At 71.7% G+C, this 20,905-nt stretch carries 19 protein-coding genes; 13 read left to right on the top strand and 6 right to left on the bottom strand.

Annotation, left to right across the window (positions count from 1 at the left end; all coding sequences use genetic code 11):
* The first annotated feature begins 14 nt into the window (after window positions 1–14).
* Entirely contained in the window at window positions 15–470 is a 456-nt protein-coding gene (tsaE, locus tag QL987_RS11605) for a tRNA (adenosine(37)-N6)-threonylcarbamoyltransferase complex ATPase subunit type 1 TsaE (protein ID WP_290157791.1), read from the top strand.
* A gap of 361 nt (window positions 471–831) precedes the next feature.
* Here the strand turns inward: tsaE and QL987_RS11610 are convergent, their stop codons facing one another.
* Window positions 832–996 (bottom strand): hypothetical protein, encoded by a 165-nt coding sequence (locus QL987_RS11610; protein WP_181439149.1) that lies wholly within the window; start codon window positions 994–996, stop codon window positions 832–834.
* Window positions 997–1,077: 81 nt separating this feature from the next.
* Window positions 1,078–1,686: a hypothetical protein gene (locus QL987_RS11615; RefSeq protein WP_290157781.1), complete on the bottom strand. Its 609-nt coding sequence runs from the start codon at window positions 1,684–1,686 to the stop codon at window positions 1,078–1,080.
* Between the two features lie 164 nt (window positions 1,687–1,850).
* Here QL987_RS11615 and QL987_RS11620 point away from each other — a divergent pair, with 164 nt between their 5' ends.
* The 6 genes from QL987_RS11620 to QL987_RS11645 all read left to right on the top strand — a co-directional run bounded on the left by QL987_RS11620 (window position 1,851) and on the right by QL987_RS11645 (window position 9,034).
* Window positions 1,851–3,377, top strand: a complete 1,527-nt coding sequence (locus QL987_RS11620) for a 3' terminal RNA ribose 2'-O-methyltransferase Hen1 (RefSeq protein ID WP_290157782.1) — start codon at window positions 1,851–1,853, stop codon at window positions 3,375–3,377.
* Window positions 3,374–5,998 carry a polynucleotide kinase-phosphatase gene (locus tag QL987_RS11625; protein WP_290157784.1) on the top strand — a complete coding sequence of 875 codons (2,625 nt, stop codon included), beginning with the start codon at window positions 3,374–3,376 and terminating at the stop codon, window positions 5,996–5,998. Before QL987_RS11620 ends, QL987_RS11625 begins: the two co-directional genes overlap by 4 nt.
* Before the next feature lie 129 nt (window positions 5,999–6,127).
* Complete coding sequence (gene tsaB / locus QL987_RS11630; protein ID WP_290157786.1) at window positions 6,128–6,748, top strand: tRNA (adenosine(37)-N6)-threonylcarbamoyltransferase complex dimerization subunit type 1 TsaB; 621 nt, start codon at window positions 6,128–6,130, stop codon at window positions 6,746–6,748.
* Window positions 6,745–7,308 (top strand): ribosomal protein S18-alanine N-acetyltransferase, encoded by a 564-nt coding sequence (gene rimI / locus QL987_RS11635; protein WP_356841282.1) that lies wholly within the window; start codon window positions 6,745–6,747, stop codon window positions 7,306–7,308. Before tsaB ends, rimI begins: the two co-directional genes overlap by 4 nt.
* Window positions 7,295–8,350: a tRNA (adenosine(37)-N6)-threonylcarbamoyltransferase complex transferase subunit TsaD gene (gene tsaD / locus QL987_RS11640; protein WP_111073903.1), complete on the top strand. Its 1,056-nt coding sequence runs from the start codon at window positions 7,295–7,297 to the stop codon at window positions 8,348–8,350. Before rimI ends, tsaD begins: the two co-directional genes overlap by 14 nt.
* A gap of 78 nt (window positions 8,351–8,428) precedes the next feature.
* Window positions 8,429–9,034 (top strand): DUF4190 domain-containing protein, encoded by a 606-nt coding sequence (locus tag QL987_RS11645; protein WP_290157787.1) that lies wholly within the window; start codon window positions 8,429–8,431, stop codon window positions 9,032–9,034.
* A gap of 105 nt (window positions 9,035–9,139) precedes the next feature.
* Here QL987_RS11645 and QL987_RS11650 read toward each other — a convergent pair whose 3' ends face one another.
* Entirely contained in the window at window positions 9,140–10,342 is a 1,203-nt protein-coding gene (locus QL987_RS11650) for an SAM-dependent methyltransferase (RefSeq protein WP_290157788.1), read from the bottom strand.
* A gap of 160 nt (window positions 10,343–10,502) precedes the next feature.
* On the opposite strand from QL987_RS11650, the gene groES reads away from it, so the two are divergent.
* Both groES and rarD read left to right on the top strand, forming a co-directional pair.
* On the top strand, window positions 10,503–10,799 hold the full coding sequence (gene groES / locus QL987_RS11655) for a co-chaperone GroES (RefSeq protein ID WP_071292506.1): 297 nt from the start codon (window positions 10,503–10,505) through the stop codon (window positions 10,797–10,799).
* 107 nt (window positions 10,800–10,906) lie between these two features.
* Window positions 10,907–11,860, top strand: coding sequence for an EamA family transporter RarD (gene rarD / locus QL987_RS11660; RefSeq protein ID WP_290157789.1), 954 nt, complete (start codon window positions 10,907–10,909; stop codon window positions 11,858–11,860).
* A 113-nt stretch (window positions 11,861–11,973) separates the two neighbouring features.
* On the opposite strand, the gene QL987_RS11665 is transcribed toward rarD, so the two are convergent.
* From QL987_RS11665 to guaB, 3 genes are all read right to left on the bottom strand, one after another.
* Window positions 11,974–13,311 (bottom strand): ABC transporter substrate-binding protein, encoded by a 1,338-nt coding sequence (locus QL987_RS11665; RefSeq protein WP_221850144.1) that lies wholly within the window; start codon window positions 13,309–13,311, stop codon window positions 11,974–11,976.
* 297 nt (window positions 13,312–13,608) lie between these two features.
* Window positions 13,609–14,478, bottom strand: a complete 870-nt coding sequence (locus QL987_RS11670; RefSeq protein WP_290157790.1) for a hypothetical protein — start codon at window positions 14,476–14,478, stop codon at window positions 13,609–13,611.
* Window positions 14,479–14,621: 143 nt separating this feature from the next.
* Entirely contained in the window at window positions 14,622–16,124 is a 1,503-nt protein-coding gene (guaB, locus tag QL987_RS11675; protein ID WP_111073897.1) for an IMP dehydrogenase, read from the bottom strand.
* Between the two features lie 285 nt (window positions 16,125–16,409).
* On the opposite strand from guaB, the gene QL987_RS11680 reads away from it, so the two are divergent.
* From QL987_RS11680 to QL987_RS11695, 4 genes are all read left to right on the top strand, one after another.
* Window positions 16,410–17,825 (top strand): branched-chain amino acid ABC transporter permease, encoded by a 1,416-nt coding sequence (locus QL987_RS11680; protein ID WP_258376634.1) that lies wholly within the window; start codon window positions 16,410–16,412, stop codon window positions 17,823–17,825.
* Window positions 17,826–17,837: 12 nt separating this feature from the next.
* The gene (locus QL987_RS11685) at window positions 17,838–18,824 is read left to right on the top strand and encodes a branched-chain amino acid ABC transporter permease (RefSeq protein ID WP_111073895.1); all 987 of its coding nucleotides are present in this window, start codon (window positions 17,838–17,840) and stop codon (window positions 18,822–18,824) included.
* Complete coding sequence (locus tag QL987_RS11690; protein ID WP_221850147.1) at window positions 18,817–19,776, top strand: ABC transporter ATP-binding protein; 960 nt, start codon at window positions 18,817–18,819, stop codon at window positions 19,774–19,776. Before QL987_RS11685 ends, QL987_RS11690 begins: the two co-directional genes overlap by 8 nt.
* 149 nt (window positions 19,777–19,925) lie before the next feature.
* Window positions 19,926–20,651 carry an ABC transporter ATP-binding protein gene (locus QL987_RS11695; protein ID WP_239539992.1) on the top strand — a complete coding sequence of 242 codons (726 nt, stop codon included), beginning with the start codon at window positions 19,926–19,928 and terminating at the stop codon, window positions 20,649–20,651.
* The last annotated feature ends 254 nt before the right edge of the window (window positions 20,652–20,905 follow it).

Below are 20,905 nucleotides of genomic sequence, written 5' to 3' on the forward strand. Positions count from 1 at the left end.
CCACGACGGACGAGATGGGCGCGCTCGGAGCCCGCATCGCCGCCGTGCTGCGGGCGGGGGACCTGGTCGTCCTCACCGGGCCCCTGGGCGCCGGCAAGACCACGATGACCCGGGGACTCGGCGCGGCGCTCGGCGCCCGCGGGCAGGTCTCCAGTCCGACGTTCGTGCTCGCCCGGACACATCCGACGACGGCGGGTCCGGACCTGGTCCACGTGGACGCGTACCGGTTGTCCGACCCGGTCGAGCTCGACGACCTGGACCTCGACTGGGACGGCTCGATCGTCGTCGTCGAGTGGGGCCGCGGGATGGTCGACGGGGTCGGTGACAGTGTCCTGGACGTCGAGATCACCCGGCCGACCGGTGGCGGGGGCGCAGATGACGACGACGTCGATCCGGACGAGGTGCCGGACGAACCGCGCCGGGTCGTCGTGACCGGGACCGGGCCGCGGTGGCAGGACGCCACGCTCTGACCCTGACCCTGCCGCGGACCGTCGGCTGATGCTCGTCGTCCTGGACGGGAGGCCCGGATCACCGGGCCCGTGTGGCGGACGTCGGGTGGGCCTCCCGTCCCGCTCTCCGCGGAGATCGGACAACCCGATCCGGAACGCTTGGCCGGTGGGACCGGGAAGCGTAGCGTCGCCCGCGCTACACCGCGGACCCTGGCCGCGGTCGCCCGTCCCCCCACTACCGGGTCGGACATCGTCGTGCGCCAACGTCGTACCCGACGGCGTCGTAGCGCGAGGACGCCTGTCGCGTGACCCGAACTCGAGGCAGGCGTCCTCGACCTCGTCGTGCGCGCCCGGAGCGCCCTGGACCGGCGGGGTGCGGACGTCAGCGGCGGGAGCGTCCGAGCAGGAGCACACCGAACAGCACGATGACGGCCACGACGACCACGACGGTGACGAACACGCCGGTCGCGTCCAGGGCACCGCCGCCGCCGTCGTTGCACGGCACGTTCTCCAGCGCACACGATGCTGCGGCCCACACGGCGTCCATGCGGTGACGGTACCGCCGAGCGAGCGGCGCGGACCAGGACCCGGCGGTGACGATCCGGCCACGAACGGTGACCGGTGCCGGTCAGTCGCGGCCCGCCCGGGTCCGCAGGCCGCACCTCCGCCGCTCGAGGTCCGCCAGCGCCGCGACCGTCTGCGGGTCCCGCCCGCGCCACCGGTCCACCACACCGGGGCCGAGGGCGACGACGGCGTCCCGACCGACGAGGGCCCGCAGCGCGAGGAGTTCGGCTCCGTCCGGCGACCGGTCGACGCGGCTGGTGGCACTCGCCACCCGGACGAAGCGCCCACGGGTCCGGACCCACACCAGCAGCAGCAGGGCGATGACGACGACGGTCAGCCCGCCGCCGACCAGGTGCGCGAGGTGCAGGGCCGTGTCGTGCTGCTGGGCACCGGCGGCGGCGACGGCGCCCGCGTGCTCGCTGGCCTTCCGGAGCGGGCTGCTGACGGTGTCCCCAGCGAGCGGGATCCGCGACAGTGCACGTGCGGTGGCGGAGAGCTGCTGCTGGAACGCGGTCCCCTCGGACTGCACCCGGGTGCCGATCGTGGCGAGCCGGGCGATCGAACCGGCGACGTCGCGGCCGACGACCACCGCCAGGACGATGCCGACCAGCACCAGGACGTCCCCGACGAGTTGCCGGGCACGTCGGATCGGGCGGCTGTCGTACACGACCATCACGGGCCTCCTGTCGGGGGACCGGCGCCGGGTCCGGCGGGACGGTCGACGTCCCAGTCTGCTGACGTTGCCTGTGCGCCGTTCCGTCGTACTAGGCTCGCTCTCCGGCCTCGGAACCGCCGGGCGGCAGCGACGCCGGACCACGACGATCGGAGGCCACGCGCATGCTCGTGACCATCACCACCCGCGGCGACGCTGCCCCGGACCTCTCCCACCTGCTGCACAAGCACCCCGGGCGGGCCCAGTCCTTCGACCTCAGCGTCGGCACGGCACACGTCTTCTACCCCGCGGACACCCCCGACGAGTGCACCGCCGCCCTGCTGCTCGAGGTCGACGCCATCGCCCTCGCCCGCAGCAAGCGGTACGGCGCCGACGCGCAGGCGCTGTCCCGCTACGTCAACGACCGTCCGTACGCGTCGACCTCGATGCTCGCGTTGGCGATCGGGCAGGTGTTCCGCAGTGCGATGGGCGGACGCAGCACCTCGCGGCCGGAGCGCGCCGCCGAGCCGATGGACCTCGAGCTGGGCCTGACCAGCGTGCCGAGCGAGGTCGACGAGCACGGGGTGGGCCTCGCCACCCGGCTGTTCGCGCCGCTCGGCTGGGACGTCGAAGAGACCCGCCGGCCGATCGACGACACCCGTCCGGAGTGGGGCGACGCCGCCACCGTCGGGCTGCGGTTGCGTGGCCGGGTCCGGCTGGCCGACGCGCTCCGCCAGCTCACCGTGCTGCTGCCGGTGCTCGACGACGCCAAGCACTACTGGGTCGGCGACGACGAGGTCGGCATGCTCCTCCGTCGCGGCGAGGGGTGGCTGGCCGAGCACCCGCTCCGCGAGCTCATCACGACCCGGTCGCTCGCGCACCAGCGGTCCCTCGTCGACGACGCGACCGGACGACTGCTCGGGCTCGACGGCACGGCCGGGGACGGTGGTTCGGTGGACGCGCCCGTCGACGAGGCGCCGGCGGACGACGACGGGGCGACGGATCCGCCCGAGACACCGCTGTACCGCCGCCGCGCCGAGGCCGTCCTGACGGCGCTCGCCGACGTCCAGGCCCACACGGTCGCCGACGTCGGCTGCGGCGAGGGCGCCCTGCTCCGACACCTGTTCGCCGACCGTTCCTTCACGACGATCATCGGCACCGACGTCGCACCCCGCGAACTCGCACGGGCCGAGCGGCGCCTGCGCCTCGACGACGTCAGTGACGAGCAGCGGGCCCGCGTGCGGCTGCTGCAGTCCTCGGTCACGTACTCCGACGACCGGATCGCCGGCCTCGACGCGGTCGTCTTGATGGAGGTCGTCGAGCACGTCGACCCCGAGCGGCTGCCGGCACTCGAGGCCTCGGTGTTCCAGGCCGCCCGGCCCGCCGCCGTCGTCGTGACCACCCCGAACGCCGAGCACAACGTCCGCTTCGCCTCGCTGGCGGCCGGTCGGTTCCGGCACCCGGACCACCGGTTCGAGTGGACGCGCGACGAGTTCCGCACGTGGGCGCAGGGCGTCGGCGACCGACACGGCTACACCGTCGAGCACCGACCCGTCGGCGACGACGACCCCGAGGTCGGCCCACCCACCCAGCTCGTACTGTTCCGCCGCCCGACGACCACCAGCGCGACGACCACCAGCGCGACGACCACCAGCCAGACGACGACCAGCCAGACGACGACCAGCCCGACGACCGGAGGCACCGCCGCATGACCGCCCTGACCGTCCCCACCATGTCCCTGGTGCTGCTCGTCGGCACGAGTGGTTCCGGCAAGTCCACGTTCGCCGCGCAGCACTTCGGTCGCTTCGAGACCCTGTCCAGCGACTTCTTCCGGGGCCTGGTCTCGAACGACGAGGACGACCAGGCCGCGACCCCCGCCGCGTTCGAGGCACTGAAGCACGTCGCCGCCCAGCGCCTGCGCGCCGGACTGCTCACCGTCGTCGACGCGACGAACGTGCAGGCCGAGGCCCGTCGCGACTTCGTGCAGCTCGCCCGCGAGCACGACGTGCTGCCGGTCGCGATCGTCCTCGACGTCCCCGAGTCGGTCTGCATCGCCCGGAACGCCGCCCGCGCCGGTCGGGACTTCGGCCCCGAGGTCATCCGACGCCAGCAGGGGCAGCTCCGCCGCGGGCTCAAGGCCCTGGGCAAGGAGGGGTTCCGCCGCGTCCACGTGCTGCACGGCGAGGACGAGATCGCCGCCGCCACCATCGTCCGCGAGCCCCTGCTCAACGACCGCACCGGCGAGCACGGTCCCTTCGACGTGATCGGGGACGTGCACGGCTGCCGCTCCGAGCTCGAGACGCTCCTCGGCCGGCTCGGCTGGACCCTGGTCCGCGACGACCTCGGCCGCCCCGTCGACGCCGTGCACCCGGAGGACCGCCAGGCGCTGTTCCTCGGCGACCTGGTCGACCGCGGCCCGGACTCCCCGGGGGTCCTGCGGCTCGTGATGGGCATGGTGCGGAACGGCCACGCCCTCGCCGTCCCCGGCAACCACGAGGACAAGCTCGTCCGTGCGCTCGACGGTCGCAAGGTCCAGACCTCGCACGGGCTCGCCGAGACCCTCGCCCAGCTCGCCGCCGAACCGGACACCTTCCGCGACGAGGTCCGCGAGTTCTGCCGCGCGCTCGTCGGGCACCTGGTGCTCGACGACGGCCGGCTCGTGGTCGCGCACGCCGGGCTGAAGGAGCAGTACCAGGGCCGGGCCTCCGGCCGCGTGCGGTCCTTCGCGCTCTACGGCGACACCACCGGGGAGAGCGACGAGTACGGCCTGCCCGTCCGCCTGCCGTGGGCGGACGCCTACCGCGGGAAGGCGACGGTCCTCTACGGCCACACGCCGACGGTCGACGCCGAGTGGATCAACGGCACGATGTGCCTCGACACCGGGTGCGTGTTCGGCGGCAAGCTCTCCGCGCTCCGCTACCCCGAGCGCGAGGTCGTCCAGGTCCCCGCCGAACGGGTCCACTACGCGGCCGCCAAGCCGCTCGAGCCGCTGCGCGGACCGGGCACGTCGACGACGGGTGCCGACGGTGCGGACGTGGGGCGTGCCTCCAGTCCGGCCGGGAGGCCCGTGGCCGGCCCCGCCGCACCGCGACGCGTCCCCGGGCTGCTCCCGATCGAGGACGTCACCGGCAAGCAGATCGTCGAGACCCGTCACCACGGTCGGATCGGCATCCGTGCCGAGAACGCGGCCGGCGCCCTCGAGGTGATGAGCCGGTTCGCCGTCGACCCGCGCTGGCTGCCGTACCTGCCGCCGACGATGAGCCCGGTCGCGACCTCGGCGCACCCCGACCACCTGGAGCACCCGGACGAGGCGTTCGCGTACTACCGGGGCCAGGGCGTCGACCACGTGCGGATGGAGGAGAAGCACATGGGCTCCCGCGGCACCGTGCTGCTCGCACGCGACCCGGACCGCTTCGGGGCACCGGCGGACTGGAACGGCGTCGTGACGACCCGCACGGGCCGGGCGTTCTTCGACGCCGCCGACTCCCGGACCTTCCTCGGGCGGCTCGACGCAGCGGTCGAGGCAGCCGGCCTCTGGGACGAACTGGAAACCGACTGGCTGCTGCTCGACGGCGAGGTGCTGCCGTGGGCGGTCAAGGCCGAGGGCATGATCCGCGACTGGTACGCCGAGGTCGGAGCCGCTGCCGGCGGGGCGTTCCCGGACGCCCTGGCCGCGCTCGCCGCAGCACGTGACCGCGGCATCGACGTCACCGACCTGCTGGCCCGGACCGAGCAGCGCGCAGCCGACGCCACCGCCTACACCGCGTCCTACCGCCGGTACGCCGACCCCGCGACCGGCCTCGACGACGTGCGGTTCGCGCCGTTCCAGGTCCTGGCCGCCCGGGGACGGACGTTCGCGGACCGGACGCACGGCTGGCACATGGCGGTCGCCGACCGCCTGGCCGCCGCCGCGCCCGACGTGGTGCGGGCGACCCGGTCGCTGCTCGTGGACGTGCGGGACGAGACGAGCCGTGCGGCCGGGGCCGAGTGGTGGCAGGACCTCACCGGCGCCGGCGCCGGGGGCGAGGGTGCCGTCGTGAAGCCCGAGTCGAACCTGACCCGCGGGCCGAAGGGGCTCGTGCAGCCGGGAGTGAAGGTCCGCGGACGGGAGTACCTGCGGATCATCTACGGGCCGGAGTACACCGAGCCGGGCAACCTGGCGCGCCTGAAGGACCGGGACCTCGGGCACAAGCGGTCGATGGCGCTCCGCGAGTACGCCCTCGGGCTGGAGTCGCTCGAGCGCTTCGTCGAGGGGGAGCCGCTGTGGCGCGTGCACCAGGCCGTGTTCGGGGTGCTGGCGATGGAGTCGGAGGCGGTCGACCCGCGGTTGTGAGCGGTGGGTCGTGAGCGGTGCGCGGACTGAGGTTCGCGCTGAGCGACAGTCCTCGTGGCCGGCGGCCCGAGCGCTGTCGCTGGGCGCGAACCAGGCCGGCCCGCTCGCGTCCGCGCCTACGATGGACGGGTGCTGCTCGCGATCGACACCTCCGCCGGGACCTCGGTCGCCGTCGTCGACCCGTCGACCCGTCGGGTCCTGGCCGAACGCGAGACCGAGGACACCCGTCGTCACGCCGAGGTGATCGGACCGTTCCTCGACGAGGCCCTGCGCGCCGCCGGCATCACGCCCGCCGACGTCACGGCAGTGGTCGCCGGCATGGGCCCCGGTCCGTTCACCGGGCTCCGCGTCGGCATCGCCGCCGCCCGCACGTTCGCCGCTGCCCGGGAAGTCCCGTTCCTCCCGCTCGTCAGCCACGACGCCGTGGCCGCCGGTCAGCACGGCCCCCTCGTCGTCCTCACCGACGCCCGCCGTCGCGAGATCGCGTGGAGCGCCTACGACGCCGACGGCGTCCGCGTCGCCGGCCCGGGTCTCGCCAGGCCGGCGGACCTGGACGACGTGCTGCGTGCCTCCCGTCCGGACCTCGTCGACTGGCGCCGGCACACCGCCGTCACCATCCCGGCCGGGAGGCTCGGGGTGCTCGCCGCCGACCGGCTCGCCTCCGGCACACCCCTGGCCGCGGACACGCCGGTGTACCTGCGGGAGCCCGACGTCACCGTCCCCGGCGCTCCGAAGCGGGTCGCCCGGTGACGCTCGCCCTGCCGGACGGCCTGCGCGTGCGTCGGGCGCACCCGGCGGACCTCGACGACGTCATGTGGCTCGAGCGCGTCTCGTTCCCCACCGACGCCTGGTCGTCGTCGCAGATGTCGGAGGAACTGCACTCCCCCCACGGGTACTACGTCGTCATCGAGACCGCCGGTGACGACGCTGCGCCCACGGTCGTCGGGTACGCGGGACTGTCGTCGCTGCCGGGCAACCCGGTCGCCGACGTGCAGACCATCGCCGTCGCCGCAGACCAGCGTGGGCGGGGCCTCGGTCGGCTGCTCTTCACCGAGCTCCTCGACGAGGCCCGGCGTCGCGGCGTGCACGAGGTCTTCCTCGAGGTCCGCGCCGACAACCCGGTCGCGCAGACGATGTACGCCGGCTTCGGGTTCACCCACATCGCCACCCGGCCCCGGTACTACCAGCCCGACGGGGTCGACGCGTGGGTGATGCGTGCCGCACTCGAGCCCGCGGCGCCCGCGGTACCCACGGGTCCGGGCTCCGGTCCCGGCCCGATCGGACAGGAGGCCCTCGATGAGCGCGACTGAACCCCTGGTGCTCGGCATCGAGACGAGCTGCGACGAGACCGGCGTCGGCATCGTCCGCGGCACCACCCTGCTCGCCAACGTCATCGCGTCGAGCATGGACGAGCACGCCCGCTACGGCGGTGTCGTCCCCGAGGTCGCCGCCCGTGCGCACCTCGAGGCGATGACCCCGACCCTGCAGCAGGCACTCGCGCAGGCCGGCGTCACGCTCGACGAACTCGACGCCGTGGCGGTCACTGCTGGCCCCGGGCTCGCCGGCGCCCTGATGGTCGGGGTCGGTGCGGCGAAGGCGCTCGCCGTGGCCACCGGCAAGCCGCTGTACGGCGTCAACCACCTGGTCGGCCACGTCGGGGCGGACGTGCTGCGACCGGACGGCTCCGAGATCGACCTGCCGACCGTGGCGCTGCTCGTCTCGGGTGGTCACACGTCGCTGCTCCTCGTGCGGGACCTGGTCGGGGACGTCGAGCTGCTCGGCGAGACCATCGACGACGCCGCGGGCGAGGCGTTCGACAAGGTCGCCCGACTCCTCGGCCTGCCGTACCCCGGCGGCCCCCAGATCGACCGGGCCGCAGCCGACGGCGACCCCACCGCGATCCGGTTCCCCCGCGGGCTGACGCTGCCGAAGGACATGGCGGCGCACCGCTACGACTTCTCGTTCTCCGGGCTCAAGACAGCCGTCGCCCGCTGGGTCGAGCGGTGCCGCGACGAGGGCCGGGAGGTCCCGGTCGCCGACGTCGCCGCGAGCTTCCGGGAGGCCGTCGTCGACGTGCTGCTCACCAAGGCACTGAACGCCTGCCGGGACACCGGTGTCGACCGGCTGCTCCTGGGCGGTGGCGTCGTCGCGAACGCCCGACTGCGGCAGGTCGCCGAGGAACGCTGCGCCGCCGCCGGCGTGGCCCTGCGGATCCCGCCGTTCGACCTGTGCACGGACAACGGGGCCATGATCGCGGCCGTCGGGGCGCGGCTCGTCGCCGAGGGGCACGCGCCGAGCGACCTCGGCATCGCCGCGGACTCCACCCTGCCGGTGACGACCGTCCAGGTCTGACCTCGTCTCCTGAACCGCTCAGGCACGGCTGTGGGAAGATCGGGGACGGCGGTCGAGTGGCTGCCAGGAGGGTGCGACGTGTCCGATCTGAACGACCGATCGAAGCCGGACGAGACGTCCGGACAGGCGCGGCAGGACCCGTACGGGCAGCAGAGCCAGGGATGGCAGCAGCCGGGGCAGTACGGCCAGGCGCAGCAGCCGGGGCAGTACGGCCAGCCGCAGCAGGCCGGCCAGGCGCAGCAGTACGGCCAGTACGGTGCCGCTCAGCAGAACCCGTACGGCGCGCACGACCCGTACGCGAAGCAGAACCCGTACGCGGCGCCGCAGTACGGCGCCGGTGATCCCTACCGGGCCAGCACCCACAACCCGTACGCCCCGCGGCCGACCAGCACGCTCGCGATCCTGTCGATCGTCTTCGCCTTCGGCGGCATCGTCCTCGGCCCGCTCCTGATCCTCACCAGCCCGGCCGGCGCGATCATGGGCCACGTCGCCCTCGGTCGCATCAAGCAGACGGGCGAGCAGGGGCGGGGTCTGGCGCTCGCCGGCATCATCGGCGGATGGGTGTTGACCGGCCTCTTCATCCTGCTCGTCATCGCGCTCATCGCGATCATCGCCGCCTCGCCCGGCTCGGTCGGGTCTGAGTGGGACAGCTCCGGCGGTGGTGTCGGGGCGCTCATCGGCTGACCCGGACCGATCCCGCCGCGACGCGCGACGAACGCGCCGCGGGACAGCGCCCGGCGCGCGACACCGCCCAGCGCGACCAGCGCGGGACACCGTCCGGTGCGCGGCTCAGCCGGCCACGTCGGTGAGCCGCTCGCACAGGACGGCGGTGTGTCGTCCCTCCAGTCGGGTGAGCACGAGCGTCACGCGACCACGGCCCCGCAGACGCAACCGCTTGCGGAACTCGGCGGGGTCGACGTCGACCCCGCGCTTCTTGATCTCCACGGTCCCGATGTCGTCCGCAGCCAGCCGCGCGGCCAGGCGCTTGACGTCGAGCGGCATCGTGTCGAGCACGCGGAACCCCTGCGCGAACGGGGTGACGACGGCCTGGTCCGAGGTGACGTACGCGATGCCCTCGGAGAGCATCCGGCCCTCGATCGAGCGGGCGAGGTCCCCGATCAGCCGCGCGCGGATCACGGCGCCGTCGGGCTCGTAGAGGTAGTCCCCGAGCGGCCCGACCTCGACGTCCTCGGCGTCGGCTGGGCCGGTCAGCTCGGCGATGCCGTGCGCTCCGACGACGGTCGCGGCCCGGCGGATACCGGGCCGGGCGAGGGGGCCGAACCACAGGGCGAGTTCGACGACCTCGCGGTCGACGGAGGTCCACTGCGCCTCGGCCGTGTCGGGGATCAGGTCGCGGTCGATGCCCGGGCCGAGCTTCACGCCGGTCGGGGTGGTCGTGGCCGCCGCGAACACGGTGTCGAGCGAGGGTGACCAGTCGTCCGGGTCGGCCAGGCGTCGGGTGTCGGAGTGCCCGCTGGTCCGCCGGGCCGGGTCCATCCACACCCCGTCGACGGTGGACAGGTCGAACGCGGCGGCGTCCCCGAGGGCGACCCGGGCGTTCGGCCACGGCGCCAGGTTGTGCGTCGCGACGGCCGCCGTCACCTCGTCGCGGTCGACCGCCGTGACGTCGAGGTCGAGCGCCGCCATCGCGAGCGCGTCCCCGCCGATCCCGCAGCCGAGGTCGGCGACCCGCTGCAGTCCCGCGGCGGCGAAGCGCCCGGCGTGCTGGGCGGCGACCTGCAGCCGGGTGGCCTGTTCGAGGCCCGCCTCGGTGAAGAGCATCCGCGCCGCGAAGTCGCCGAACTTGCCGCGGGCCTTCTGCCGCAGTTTCGCCTGGGTCAGGACCGCCGCCACCAGGGCGGGGTCGTGGCCCTCGGCCCGCAACCGGGAGACCACCCGGACGATCTCGCCACCATCGGAGACCGAGGGCGTACGGTCGAGCAGGTCCATCCCGGCCGGGGTCAGCAGCTGGGTGAGTTCGGCGGCGTCCATGCCCCGATCCTCCCAGGCGGCGGACACGGCCGTGGCGCACTGGCACTCGGATTGACCGAGTGCCAGTGACGTCCTACAGTTGGGGTTGGCACTCTCCCGAGGGAAGTGCCAACCCGGTTTTCGTCAGTACCGAACACGTACCGAGAAAGAAGAGGTCACCGTGGCCGTCAGCATCAAGCCGCTCGAAGATCGCATCGTCATCCGTCAGGTGGAGGCGGAGCAGACCACCGCGTCCGGTCTGGTCATCCCGGACACCGCGAAGGAGAAGCCCCAGGAGGGCGAGGTCGTCGCCGTGGGCCCGGGTCGCATCGACGACAACGGCAACCGCGTGCCGCTCGACGTCGCCGTCGGCGACAAGGTCATCTACTCGAAGTACGGCGGCACCGAGGTCAAGTACTCGGGCGAGGACCTGCTGGTCCTCTCCGCCCGCGACGTCCTCGCGGTCATCGAGCACTGACACCTGCTCCACGAACGCCCCGTCGGCCTGGCCGGCGGGGCGTTCGTCGTCGGCCGGGAGGCCCGCCACCAGCACCCGACGTCGCCTCGCCTTCCTAGGATGGTTCCGTGAGTGAACCGAGTCCCACGCGCCCGGCGCGCAGCGAGGCATCCGTCGGCGTCGTACAGGCGCTCGTCGCCTACGGACTCTGGGGCCTGATGCCCCTGCTCTTCGCCGCGATGGCCCCCGCCGGCGCGTTCGAGATCGTGTCGTGGCGGATCGTCTTCGGCCTGGTGTTCTGCGCCGTCGCGATCCTCGCCACCCGCTCCTGGCTGCGGACCCGTGCCCTGCTCGTGCAGCCCCGGGTGATGGGGATCATGGGCATCGCCGCCGGACTCATCCTGGTGAACTGGACCGTGTACGTCGCCGCGACGACCACCGGCCACACCGTCGAAGCGGCGCTCGGGTACTTCATCAACCCGCTCGTCACCATCGCCCTGGGCATCGTGGTGCTCCGCGAACGCCTGCGTCCGCTGCAGTGGATAGCGGTCGGCATCAGCGTCGTCGCGGTCGTCGTCATCGCGGTCGGCTACGGGCGGATGCCGTGGATCTCCCTGGCGCTCGCGTTCTCGTTCGGGCTCTACGGCCTGGTGAAGAAGCGCGTCGGCGGCACCGTCGACGCCCTGAGCGGGTTGACGATCGAGACCGTGTGGCTGCTGCCGATCGCCGTCGGGGCGCTCGTGGTGCTCGGGGTGACCGGGCTCGCGGGCGGGTTGACGTTCGCGAGCGAAGGCGGCGTGCACGTCCTCATCACGGTGCTGACGGGGCCGGCGACCGCGGTGCCGCTGCTGCTGTTCGCGTCCTCGGCCCGTCGGGTCAGCCTGTCGACGCTCGGGTTGACGCAGTACCTCGCCCCCGTGATGCAGCTGCTCGTCGGGGTACTCGTGCAGCACGAGGCGATGTCGCCCTCACGGTGGATCGGCTTCGGCGTGGTGTGGTTCGCGCTGGTGCTGCTCACGGTCGACTCGTTCACCGCTGCGCGACGGAGTGCCCGGCGCGTCCCCGTGCCGGAGCCGGCCTGAGCTGACGGGGGCGGGGCGGGCCTCCCGTCCGTCGCCTGCCCGGCCGGTGCCGGGTGCACGCGAACGGCCCCCGGCAGCTGCTGCTGCCGGGGGCCGTCGTCGTGCTGGTGCGGTTACTTCGAGACCGAGCCCTGGATGGCGCTCTGGTAGACCGGCTTGTTGTCCTTGTCGAACTTGTAGATGCCGATGTAGGCGCTCGACGGGTCGTTCTTCTTGTCGAACGGGCCGATGCCGGACGGGCCGGTGTAGTGGATGTCCTTCCCACTGTCCAGCAGGGCCTTGCAGTCCTTGAACGTCGAGCACTCGGTGCCACCGTCGGCGCCGGACACCGCAGCCATGTTGGCCTGGATGGTGCCGGAGTCGGTGCCCTTGCCCTTCACCGCGGCGAGGGCGGCGAGGGTCGTGGCGTCGTAGGACTCAGCCGCGTACGAGAAGTCCGCCAGGTCCTTGCCGGAGGACTTCTTGTAGAACGCGACCAGACGCTGCTTCAGCTCGTCCTTCGGGCTGGCACCGGGGATGGTGCCCTGGGCGCCGTCGAGGGTGCCCTTGTCGAAGTCCTTGGAGTAGTCCGCGGTGTTGCCGTCGGACATGTAGATCTTCGCCTTGTTCCCCTGCGAGACGAGCTCGGGGATGATCGACTTCGTCTCGTCGAAGGCCAGGACGACGATCGCGTCGGGCTTCGTGGCGAGTGCTGCGGTCACCTCGGACGAGAACGTGGTCTGTCCGGGCGGGAACTCCTGGCCCTTGCCCTTCGCGCCGTAGACGACCTGGCCGCCGGCGGCCTCGACGGCCTCCTGCACGGAGTTGCGGAGACCGGTGCCGTAGGTGTCGTTGAAGACCAGGAACGCGACCTTGGCGTTGCCGTCACCCGTGATGAGCTGGCCGAGCGCCGAGCCCTGCACGGAGTCCGGCGGAGCGGTGCGGTAGTAGTGCGACGAGTAGCCGGACAGGTCGGTCGCCGTGTTGGCCGGCGAGATCTGCACCATGCAGTTGCTCGTGAGCTGGTCGATCACGTTGAGCGTGACGGACGAGGACTCGGCGCCGATGACGACCGGGACCTTGGCGTTGACGAGCTTCGTCGCGGCCGAGCTCGACACGGTCATGTCGTTGCTGTCGCCGGAGTCGGTGGCGGGGTCGATCGTGACGTCCTTGTCGAGCACGCCACCAGCGGAGTTGATGTCCTCGACCGCCAGGCCGACGCCGGACTCGGCGGGCGGGTTCAGGTAGGCGAGCGACCCGGTCAGCGGCAGGATCGTGCCGATCTTCAGGGGGTCGGTGCCGGGCGACGAGGGGGCCTGGCAGCTCGCGGCCGGGTCCTTCTTGGCACCGCCGGCCGAGGCCGACTCGGAGGAGCCGCCACCGGCGTTGCTCGAGGTGGAACAGGCGGCGAGGAGCACCGCTGCAGCTCCCGCCAGTGCCAGCGCCGTGGTGGCGCGGGTGGTTCTGATCATCCGTGGAACCCTTTCTCTGCGCGGAGGCCCCACCGCATCGGGTCGAGCGCGGCGTCTCCGCGTGGGATGTGGAGAAAACTAGGGTCGATGTGTTTCGCCCGTGTGACGGAAGTGCACACCTGGGTGTTTCGTTACAGACCCGTGACACTTCTGAACGGCCTCACCGGAACCCCTGATCAGGAGTCCGTCCGGACGGTTTCCACCTCGGAAAACGCAACCTTGGCGCCTTCTCGCACCGGTATTCCGCTGCGCGTCGTCGCCGGGGTTGCGTTTTGCGAGCCGGCCAGCCCGCCGCGCTCACGGGCCGGTCGGGAGGCCCGCCCCCCGCAGCAACGCCTGCAACCGACCCGGGGTGCGGACCTCCGCCCAACCCCAGCGGACGACCGTCCGGACGTCCTGCCGGAGGAGCAGCGCCGACTGCCGGGCCTTCTCGTCCCGGACGGTCCCGGGCTCGTCGTACTTCGCCATCCCGTCGAACTCCCCGACGACGCCGTACCGCGGCCACCAGAAGTCCGCTCGGAACCGCCCGAAGGACTGCTGCAGTACCGGCGGAGCGAAGCCGTCCTCATCGAGTCGGACACGACTGACCGACTCACCCGGGGACTCGGCGCGCGGGTCGGCGAACCGCAGTGCTCGACGTGCCCGTGTGATGCCCCGAGGCGTGGGCCAGTCCGCGAGGGCGCGTCGCAGGGTGTCGACGTCGAGCAAGCCCGCGTGTAGGACGTGGTCGAGCACCGCGACTGCGTTCTCGTACGACGTGCTGCGCGCCAGGTCGACCACGGTGCGCAGGAGCGAGGTGACCCGGCGTCCGTCGACGGTCGACACGGCAGCGGACTCGAGGGGAGCGGCGTGCCGCACGACCCGGCGGCCGGAGTGCGTCGTGCCGATCAGGGCATCGGTCACGTGCACCCGTGGGTCCGGCCGGTCGACGTCCGGCAGACCCCAGAGCAGGCCGGCGGAGCGGTGGGACAGCACACGCCACTCGCCCACGGTGGTGACCACAGCCTCCAGCACGAGCCGCTGGCGTTCCCGGACGGACATGCGCTCCCACTCGGCGGCGTCGACGGCGACACCGTGCGTGACGCGGACGAGTTCGCCCCGGCGGATGCGGTGTTGCGACTGCCGGTCGTCGGAGCGGAGCAGCAGGAATCGTGGTTGTTCGTCCATCCCCCTACAGTGCGAGCGGACCGGACGGCGCGACGCCCGTCGGCGAGATCTGTGGAGAGTGGACCCGCGGAACGCAACGTGGGCGGCACCTCGCAGCGGAATACCGCTGCGGAGCACCGCCCACGTTGCGTTTTGCGGAAAGGCTAGCCGCGGTAGTTCGGCGCCTCGACGACCATCTGGATGTCGTGCGGGTGCGACTCCTTCAGCCCGGCCGCGGTGATGCGGACGAACTTGCCCCGCGCCTTGAGCTCCGGGATCGTCCGACCGCCGACGTAGAACATCGACTGCCGCAGCCCGCCGACGAGCTGGTACACGACGTTGCCGACCGAACCGCGGTAGGGGACCTGGCCCTCGATGCCCTCGGGGATGAGCTTCTCGTCGGAGGGCACGTCCGCCTGGAAGTAGCGGTCCTTCGAGTACGAGGTCTTCTTGCCGCGGGTCTGCAGCGCGCCGAGGGAGCCCATCCCGCGGTACGCCTTGAACTGCTTGCCACCGACGAACACGAGCTCGCCCGGGGACTCGTCGGAGCCGGCCAGCAGCGAGCCGAGCATGACGGTGTCCGCACCGGCGACCAGGGCCTTGGCGATGTCGCCCGAGTACTGCAGGCCACCGTCGGCGATGATCGGGACGCCGGCCTCCCGCGCGGCGAGCGACGCCTCGTACACGGCGGTCACCTGCGGCACGCCGACACCGGCGACGACGCGGGTGGTGCAGATGGAGCCCGGACCGACACCGACCTTGACGGCGTCCACACCGGCGTCGATGAGCGCCTGCGCACCGGAGCGGGTCGCGACGTTGCCGCCGATGACGTCGATCGCGTCGAAGGACCGGTCGGCCTTGAGGCGACGGACCATGTCGAGCACGCCTTCGCTCTCGCCGTTCGCGGTGTCGACCACGAGCACGTCGACCCCGGCGTCACGCAGTGCCTCGGCGCGCTGCCAGGCGTCGCCGAAGAACCCGATCGCCGCGCCGACACGCAGGCGGCCCTCGTCGTCCTTCGTGGCGTCCGGGTACTTCTCGCTCTTGTCGAAGTCCTTGACGGTGATGAGCCCGCGGAGCTTGCCCGCCGGGTCGACCAGCGGCAGCTTCTCGATCTTGTGCTGGGCGAAGATCGCGATCGCCTCTTCGGGGTCGATGCCCTCCGGAGCGGTGATCAGCGGCGCCTTCGTCATGACGTCACGGACGAGCGTCGTGGCCATCTCGAACGGGGCGACGAACCGCATGTCCCGGTTCGTGATGATGCCGACGAGCGTGCCGTCGGACTCGACGACCGGCAGGCCGGAGACGCGGAACTGCCCACAGAGCGCGTCGACCTCGGCCACGGTGGCGTCCGGTGTGGTGGTCACCGGGTTGGTGATCATGCCCGACTCGGAGCGCTTGACCTTGTCGACGTACGCCGCCTGGTCCGCGATCGAGAGGTTGCGGTGCAGGATCCCGATGCCGCCCTGCCGCGCCATGGCGATGGCCATGCGGGACTCGGTGACGGTGTCCATCGCCGCGGAGAGCAGCGGCACGTTGACCGAGATCCGCTTGGTGAGCCGGGACGCGGTGGACGCCTCGCTCGGGATGACGTCGGTGTGCCCCGGCAGGAGCATGACGTCGTCGTACGTGAGTCCGATGAATCCGAACGGATCCGGCTGGTCCATGGGTCCCCTTCGTGGGCGTGCGTGTGAAGTGGTCGAGACACCGGGAACGCTGCGGTGGGCTCCGGATAGGACATGGTAACGCGCGGGCTGCGCGCGCCATTCCGGGGCTCCGACCCCTCCGGAAGTCGCTGTACCGGCCAGACGGGAGGCTCGTCTCCGGAATGCAAATCGACGCGCCTGTGCAACATCACGGTTCCGGCACGATTTGTGCAGGGAACGTGCCGGAAACACGGGGGACACAAAAAATCCCTATGGTCCTCGACTATCCGAACGAGAGGCTCATCCGTGGGTTCCATCACTCCGCCGGGGTCAGTGCTCGCGCACCGATTCCGCCGCGGGGCACCAGGCCGCCGTCGCCTGGTCCTCGCCGCCGTGCTCTTCCTCGCCTTCCTCGCCACCTTCGCGGTCGACTGGGCTCTCGCTCCCGTCGCCGGTGCAGCGACCAGCAGCCCGACCTCCAGCAGCGCACCCGCGAGCACCGGGCCCTGCGTCGTCAGCACCTCGAACGGCTGCATCCAGGGCACCATCCTCGACTCCGACCGGAAGCCCACCGAGGGCGTCGCCGTCGCGGTCACCGGACCCGGCTCGTTCACCGGCTCCTCGACCACGAACGCCGACGGACGCTGGTCCGTCAGCATCCCCGCCGCCGGCGCCTACACGGTCAAGGTCGACCAGGACTCGCTGCCGAAGGGGCAGTACCTGACCGACGCGAAGGACGCCGCCCGCACGGTCCAGGGCAACGTCAACGCCAACGCCGGCACGATCTTCCAGCTCTCCGACCAGGAGGGTGCGACGACCTCCACCGCCGCCACGAGCGTCACGGCCGCCCGGTTCTGGCAGCAGTTCGCCTCCGGCATCCGCCTGGGCCTGCTCATCGCCCTCGCCTCGATCGGCCTCTCGCTGATCTACGGCACGACCGGTCTGTCGAGCTTCTCGCACGGCGAGCAGGTCACCCTCGGCGGGCTCCTGGCCTACGTCTTCGCGAACCAGCTCGGATGGAACATCTGGCTCGCCGGGATCGTGACCGTGCTCCTCTGCGCCGCCTCCGGGTACCTGCAGGACGCCGGCATCTGGAAGCCGCTCCGGAAGCGCCGGATCAGCCTCACCCAGCTGATGATCGTGACGATCGGCCTCTCGATCGCCGCCCAGTACGCCTTCCAGTACTTCTTCGGCGCCGCGACCGTCCGCATCCAGCAGGGCAACCCGGAGACGGTGACCTTCGCCGGCATCACGCTCACGGTGCAGTCCTACGTCGCGATGGGCATCGCGCTCGTGGTCCTCATCGGCACCGGGCTCTTCCTGGCGAAGACCCGCTTCGGCCGCGCCACCCGAGCCGTGTCCGACAACCCGGCGCTCGCTGCGGCCTCGGGCATCGACGTCGACCGCGTGATCCGCTTCGTGTGGACGCTCGCCGCGGGTCTCGCCGGGCTCTCCGGTGTGATGCTCGGCCTCGTGCTCAACGGCGTGAACTGGCAGACCGGTCTGCAGCTCCTGCTCCTGATGTTCGCCTCGGTCACCCTCGGTGGTCTCGGGACGGCCTACGGCGCCCTCGTCGGCTCGATGATCATCGGCATCGTCGTGGAGCTGACGAACCTGGTGCTGCCCGGCGACTTCAAGTACGCCACCGCACTCGTCATCCTCATCCTCATCCTGCTGTTCCGTCCGCAGGGCATCTTCGGCCGTGCCGAGCGGATCGGTTAAGGGAGCACCCGCATGGACTACATCCTCCAACTCCTCAGCTCCCTGACGCAGGAAGCACTCGCCCCGACGACCGCGGCGTTCGCCCTCGCCGCGATCGGCCTCAACGTCCACTTCGGCCTCACCGGCCTGGTCAACATGGGCCAGGCGGCGTTCCTGCTGCTCGGCGCCTACGGCTTCGCGATCTCGATCACGAACGGGCTGCCCTTCGGCATGGCCGTGCTCGTGGCCCTGGCCATCTCGATCGTGTTCGCGGTGATCCTCGGCATCCCGACCCTGCGGTTGCGGGGGGACTACCTGGCGATCGTCACGATCTCCGGCGCCGAGATCATCCGCATGGTCGGCCGCTCGAGTCTGCTGACGGACACCACCGGTGGCTCGAACGGCATCACCGGCTCCAGCTACCGCGACCCGTTCAACGCCCTGAGCTTCCTGCCCGACGGCACCACGACGATCCTCTGGTTCAGCTACTCGAACAACGGCGTCAACGGCTGGTGGATCCGCATCGTCGGCTGGGGCCTCGTCGCCCTGTTCACCCTCGTGCTCTTCCTGCTCATGCGCAGCCCCTGGGGCCGAGTCGTGAAGGCGATCCGCGAGGACGAGGACGCCGTCCGCTCCCTCGGCAAGAACGTCTACTCGTACAAGATGCAGGCGCTCGTCTTCGGTGGCGCGCTCGGTGCTCTGGGCGGCATCATCTACGTCCTGCCGAGTTCGGTGCAGCCGGACGCCATGGGCCGCTCGATGACGTTCTTCATCTGGACGGCGCTCATCCTCGGTGGTGCCGCGACCGTGTTCGGCCCGGTGCTCGGGTCGATCCTGTTCTTCGTCCTCCGGCTGTTCATCCGCACCATCGCGGGTGACTTCATCCCGAACTCGATCATGAACGCCCAGCAGGCCGAGCAGTTCTCCTACGTGCTCGTCGGCGTCGCGCTCATGCTCCTCATCGTCTTCCGCCCGCAGGGACTCCTCGGGAACAAGAAGGAGCTGACGTTCAGTGTCTGAACCGACCACCACCCCCGGCGTCCCCACCGCCCTCACCGCGGTGCAGCACGCTCCGGGCTCCCCGAAGCCCGACGCGATCCTGACGGTCGACAACATCACCCGGCGCTTCGGCGGCATGACCGCCGTCGACGTCGGCCACCTCGAGGTGCAGCGCGGCGCCATCACGGCCCTCATCGGTCCGAACGGTGCCGGCAAGACCACGTTCTTCAACCTGCTCACCGGCTTCGACAAGCCGTCGAGCGGCAAGGACGCGCGGTGGCAGTTCAACGGGAAGACGCTCGGCAACACCGGGGCGGCGAAGGTCGCCCGGGCCGGCATGGTCCGCACCTTCCAGCTGACCAAGGCGCTGTCCCGCCTGACCGTGATGCAGAACATGCTGCTCGGCGCGAAGGACCAGCCGGGGGAGAACTTCTTCGCCGCGCTGATCAGCCCGGTGTGGAAGAAGCGCGAGCAGGAGATCACGGCGAAGGCCGAGGACCTGCTCGACCGCTTCAAGCTGCTCGAGAAGAAGGACGACTACGCCGGATCGCTGTCCGGCGGGCAGCGGAAGCTCCTCGAGATGGCCCGCGCACTGATGTCCGACCCGACGATGATCATGCTCGACGAGCCGATGGCCGGCGTGAACCCGGCGCTGACCCAGTCGCTGCTCGGGCACATCCAGTCCCTCCGCGACGACGGCATGACCGTGCTGTTCGTCGAGCACGACATGCACATGGTCCGGCACATCTCGGACTGGGTGGTCGTGATGGCCGAGGGCAAGGTCGTCGCCGAGGGCCCGGCCGCCACGGTGATGGACGACCAGGCCGTCATCGACGCCTACCTGGGCGCGCACCACGACACCGACCTGGGTGACGACTCGCTCCTCAACGAGGAGACCTACGAGGAACTCGCCGACGAGGTCGCAGAAGAGGACGCGGCGGACACCGCCGACGAAGGGAAGGCGACCCGATGACGGACGCGACGAACGGCACCGGCGCGGACCGGGCCTCCAGTCCGGAGCCGGCGGCGGTGGCCGCCACCCCCGGCAGCCCGACGCCCGGCAGCCCGACCCCGCGTGCCGCGCCCGGCGGCGCGACCGCCGTGCAGGACCGCGAGCCGGTGATGCGAGCCGACAACGTGGTCGCCGGGTACCTGCCGGGCGTGAACATCCTCAACGGCTGCGACCTGGTCTGCTACCCGGGCGAGCTCATCGGCATCATCGGCCCGAACGGTGCCGGCAAGTCGACGCTCCTCAAGGCGCTGTTCGGGCTGGTGAACGTCCGCGAGGGCGCCGTGACGCTGCAGGGTGAGGACATCACGAACCTCAAGGCGAACAAGCTCGTGCAGGCCGGCGTCGGCTTCGTGCCGCAGACGAACAACGTGTTCCCCTCGCTCTCCATCGAGGAGAACCTGCAGATGGGGCTGTACCTGCGGCCGAAGAAGTTCAGCGAGCGGCTCGAGGTCATCTACGACCTGTTCCCCGTCCTCGGACAGCGCAAGGGCCAGCGTGCCGGCTCGCTCTCCGGTGGTGAGCGGCAGTCGGTCGCGATGGCCCGTGCGCTGATGATGGACCCGAAGGTGTTGCTGCTCGACGAGCCGAGCGCCGGACTGTCGCCGGTGCGTCAGGACGAGACGTTCATCCGCACCCGCCGCATCAACAAGGCCGGCGTCTCCGTGATCATGGTCGAGCAGAACGCCCGCCGCTGCCTGCAGATCTGCGACCGCGGCTACGTCCTCGACCAGGGGCGGAACGCGTACTCGGGCACCGGGAAGGAGCTGGCCGACGACCCCAAGGTCATCGAGCTCTACCTCGGGACGCTCGCCAAGGACGTCGACGCCACCAAGTAGGGCGTCGACACCGCGGGTGCCGCTGTGGGGGCAGCACCCGCGACCGGTGGGGCCGTGCAGGCTGCGCATGCGCGCCGCACGGCCCCGCTCTCGTTCCCGGCGCGACGCGGTCGCGCCGAGACGCCGCGGTCGCGCCGAGACGCCGCCGTCTCGCTGAGACGCCGCAGGAGCCGGCGGCGTCTCGCGCACTCGGCGGTGCCGTGCGCAGACGGGGGCGTCGTGGGGGACGTGCGCCGGGCCTCCTGTCCGTCCCG

It is taken from the genome of Curtobacterium sp. APC 4022 (assembly GCF_030407555.1).
Classification (GTDB): Bacteria; Actinomycetota; Actinomycetes; order Actinomycetales; family Microbacteriaceae; genus Curtobacterium.

Coding starts and splice junctions, on each gene's coding strand:
- tsaE (WP_290157791.1), top strand. CDS start 15: ATGGGCGCGCTCGGAGCCCGCATCGCCGCCGTGCTGCGGGCGGGGGAC.
- QL987_RS11610 (WP_181439149.1), bottom strand. CDS start 996: ATGGACGCCGTGTGGGCCGCAGCATCGTGTGCGCTGGAGAACGTGCCG.
- QL987_RS11615 (WP_290157781.1), bottom strand. CDS start 1,686: ATGGTCGTGTACGACAGCCGCCCGATCCGACGTGCCCGGCAACTCGTC.
- QL987_RS11620 (WP_290157782.1), top strand. CDS start 1,851: ATGCTCGTGACCATCACCACCCGCGGCGACGCTGCCCCGGACCTCTCC.
- QL987_RS11625 (WP_290157784.1), top strand. CDS start 3,374: ATGACCGCCCTGACCGTCCCCACCATGTCCCTGGTGCTGCTCGTCGGC.
- tsaD (WP_111073903.1), top strand. CDS start 7,295: ATGAGCGCGACTGAACCCCTGGTGCTCGGCATCGAGACGAGCTGCGAC.
- QL987_RS11650 (WP_290157788.1), bottom strand. CDS start 10,342: ATGGACGCCGCCGAACTCACCCAGCTGCTGACCCCGGCCGGGATGGAC.
- QL987_RS11665 (WP_221850144.1), bottom strand. CDS start 13,311: ATGATCAGAACCACCCGCGCCACCACGGCGCTGGCACTGGCGGGAGCT.
- QL987_RS11670 (WP_290157790.1), bottom strand. CDS start 14,478: ATGGACGAACAACCACGATTCCTGCTGCTCCGCTCCGACGACCGGCAG.
- guaB (WP_111073897.1), bottom strand. CDS start 16,124: ATGGACCAGCCGGATCCGTTCGGATTCATCGGACTCACGTACGACGAC.
- QL987_RS11685 (WP_111073895.1), top strand. CDS start 17,838: ATGGACTACATCCTCCAACTCCTCAGCTCCCTGACGCAGGAAGCACTC.
- QL987_RS11695 (WP_239539992.1), top strand. CDS start 19,926: ATGCGAGCCGACAACGTGGTCGCCGGGTACCTGCCGGGCGTGAACATC.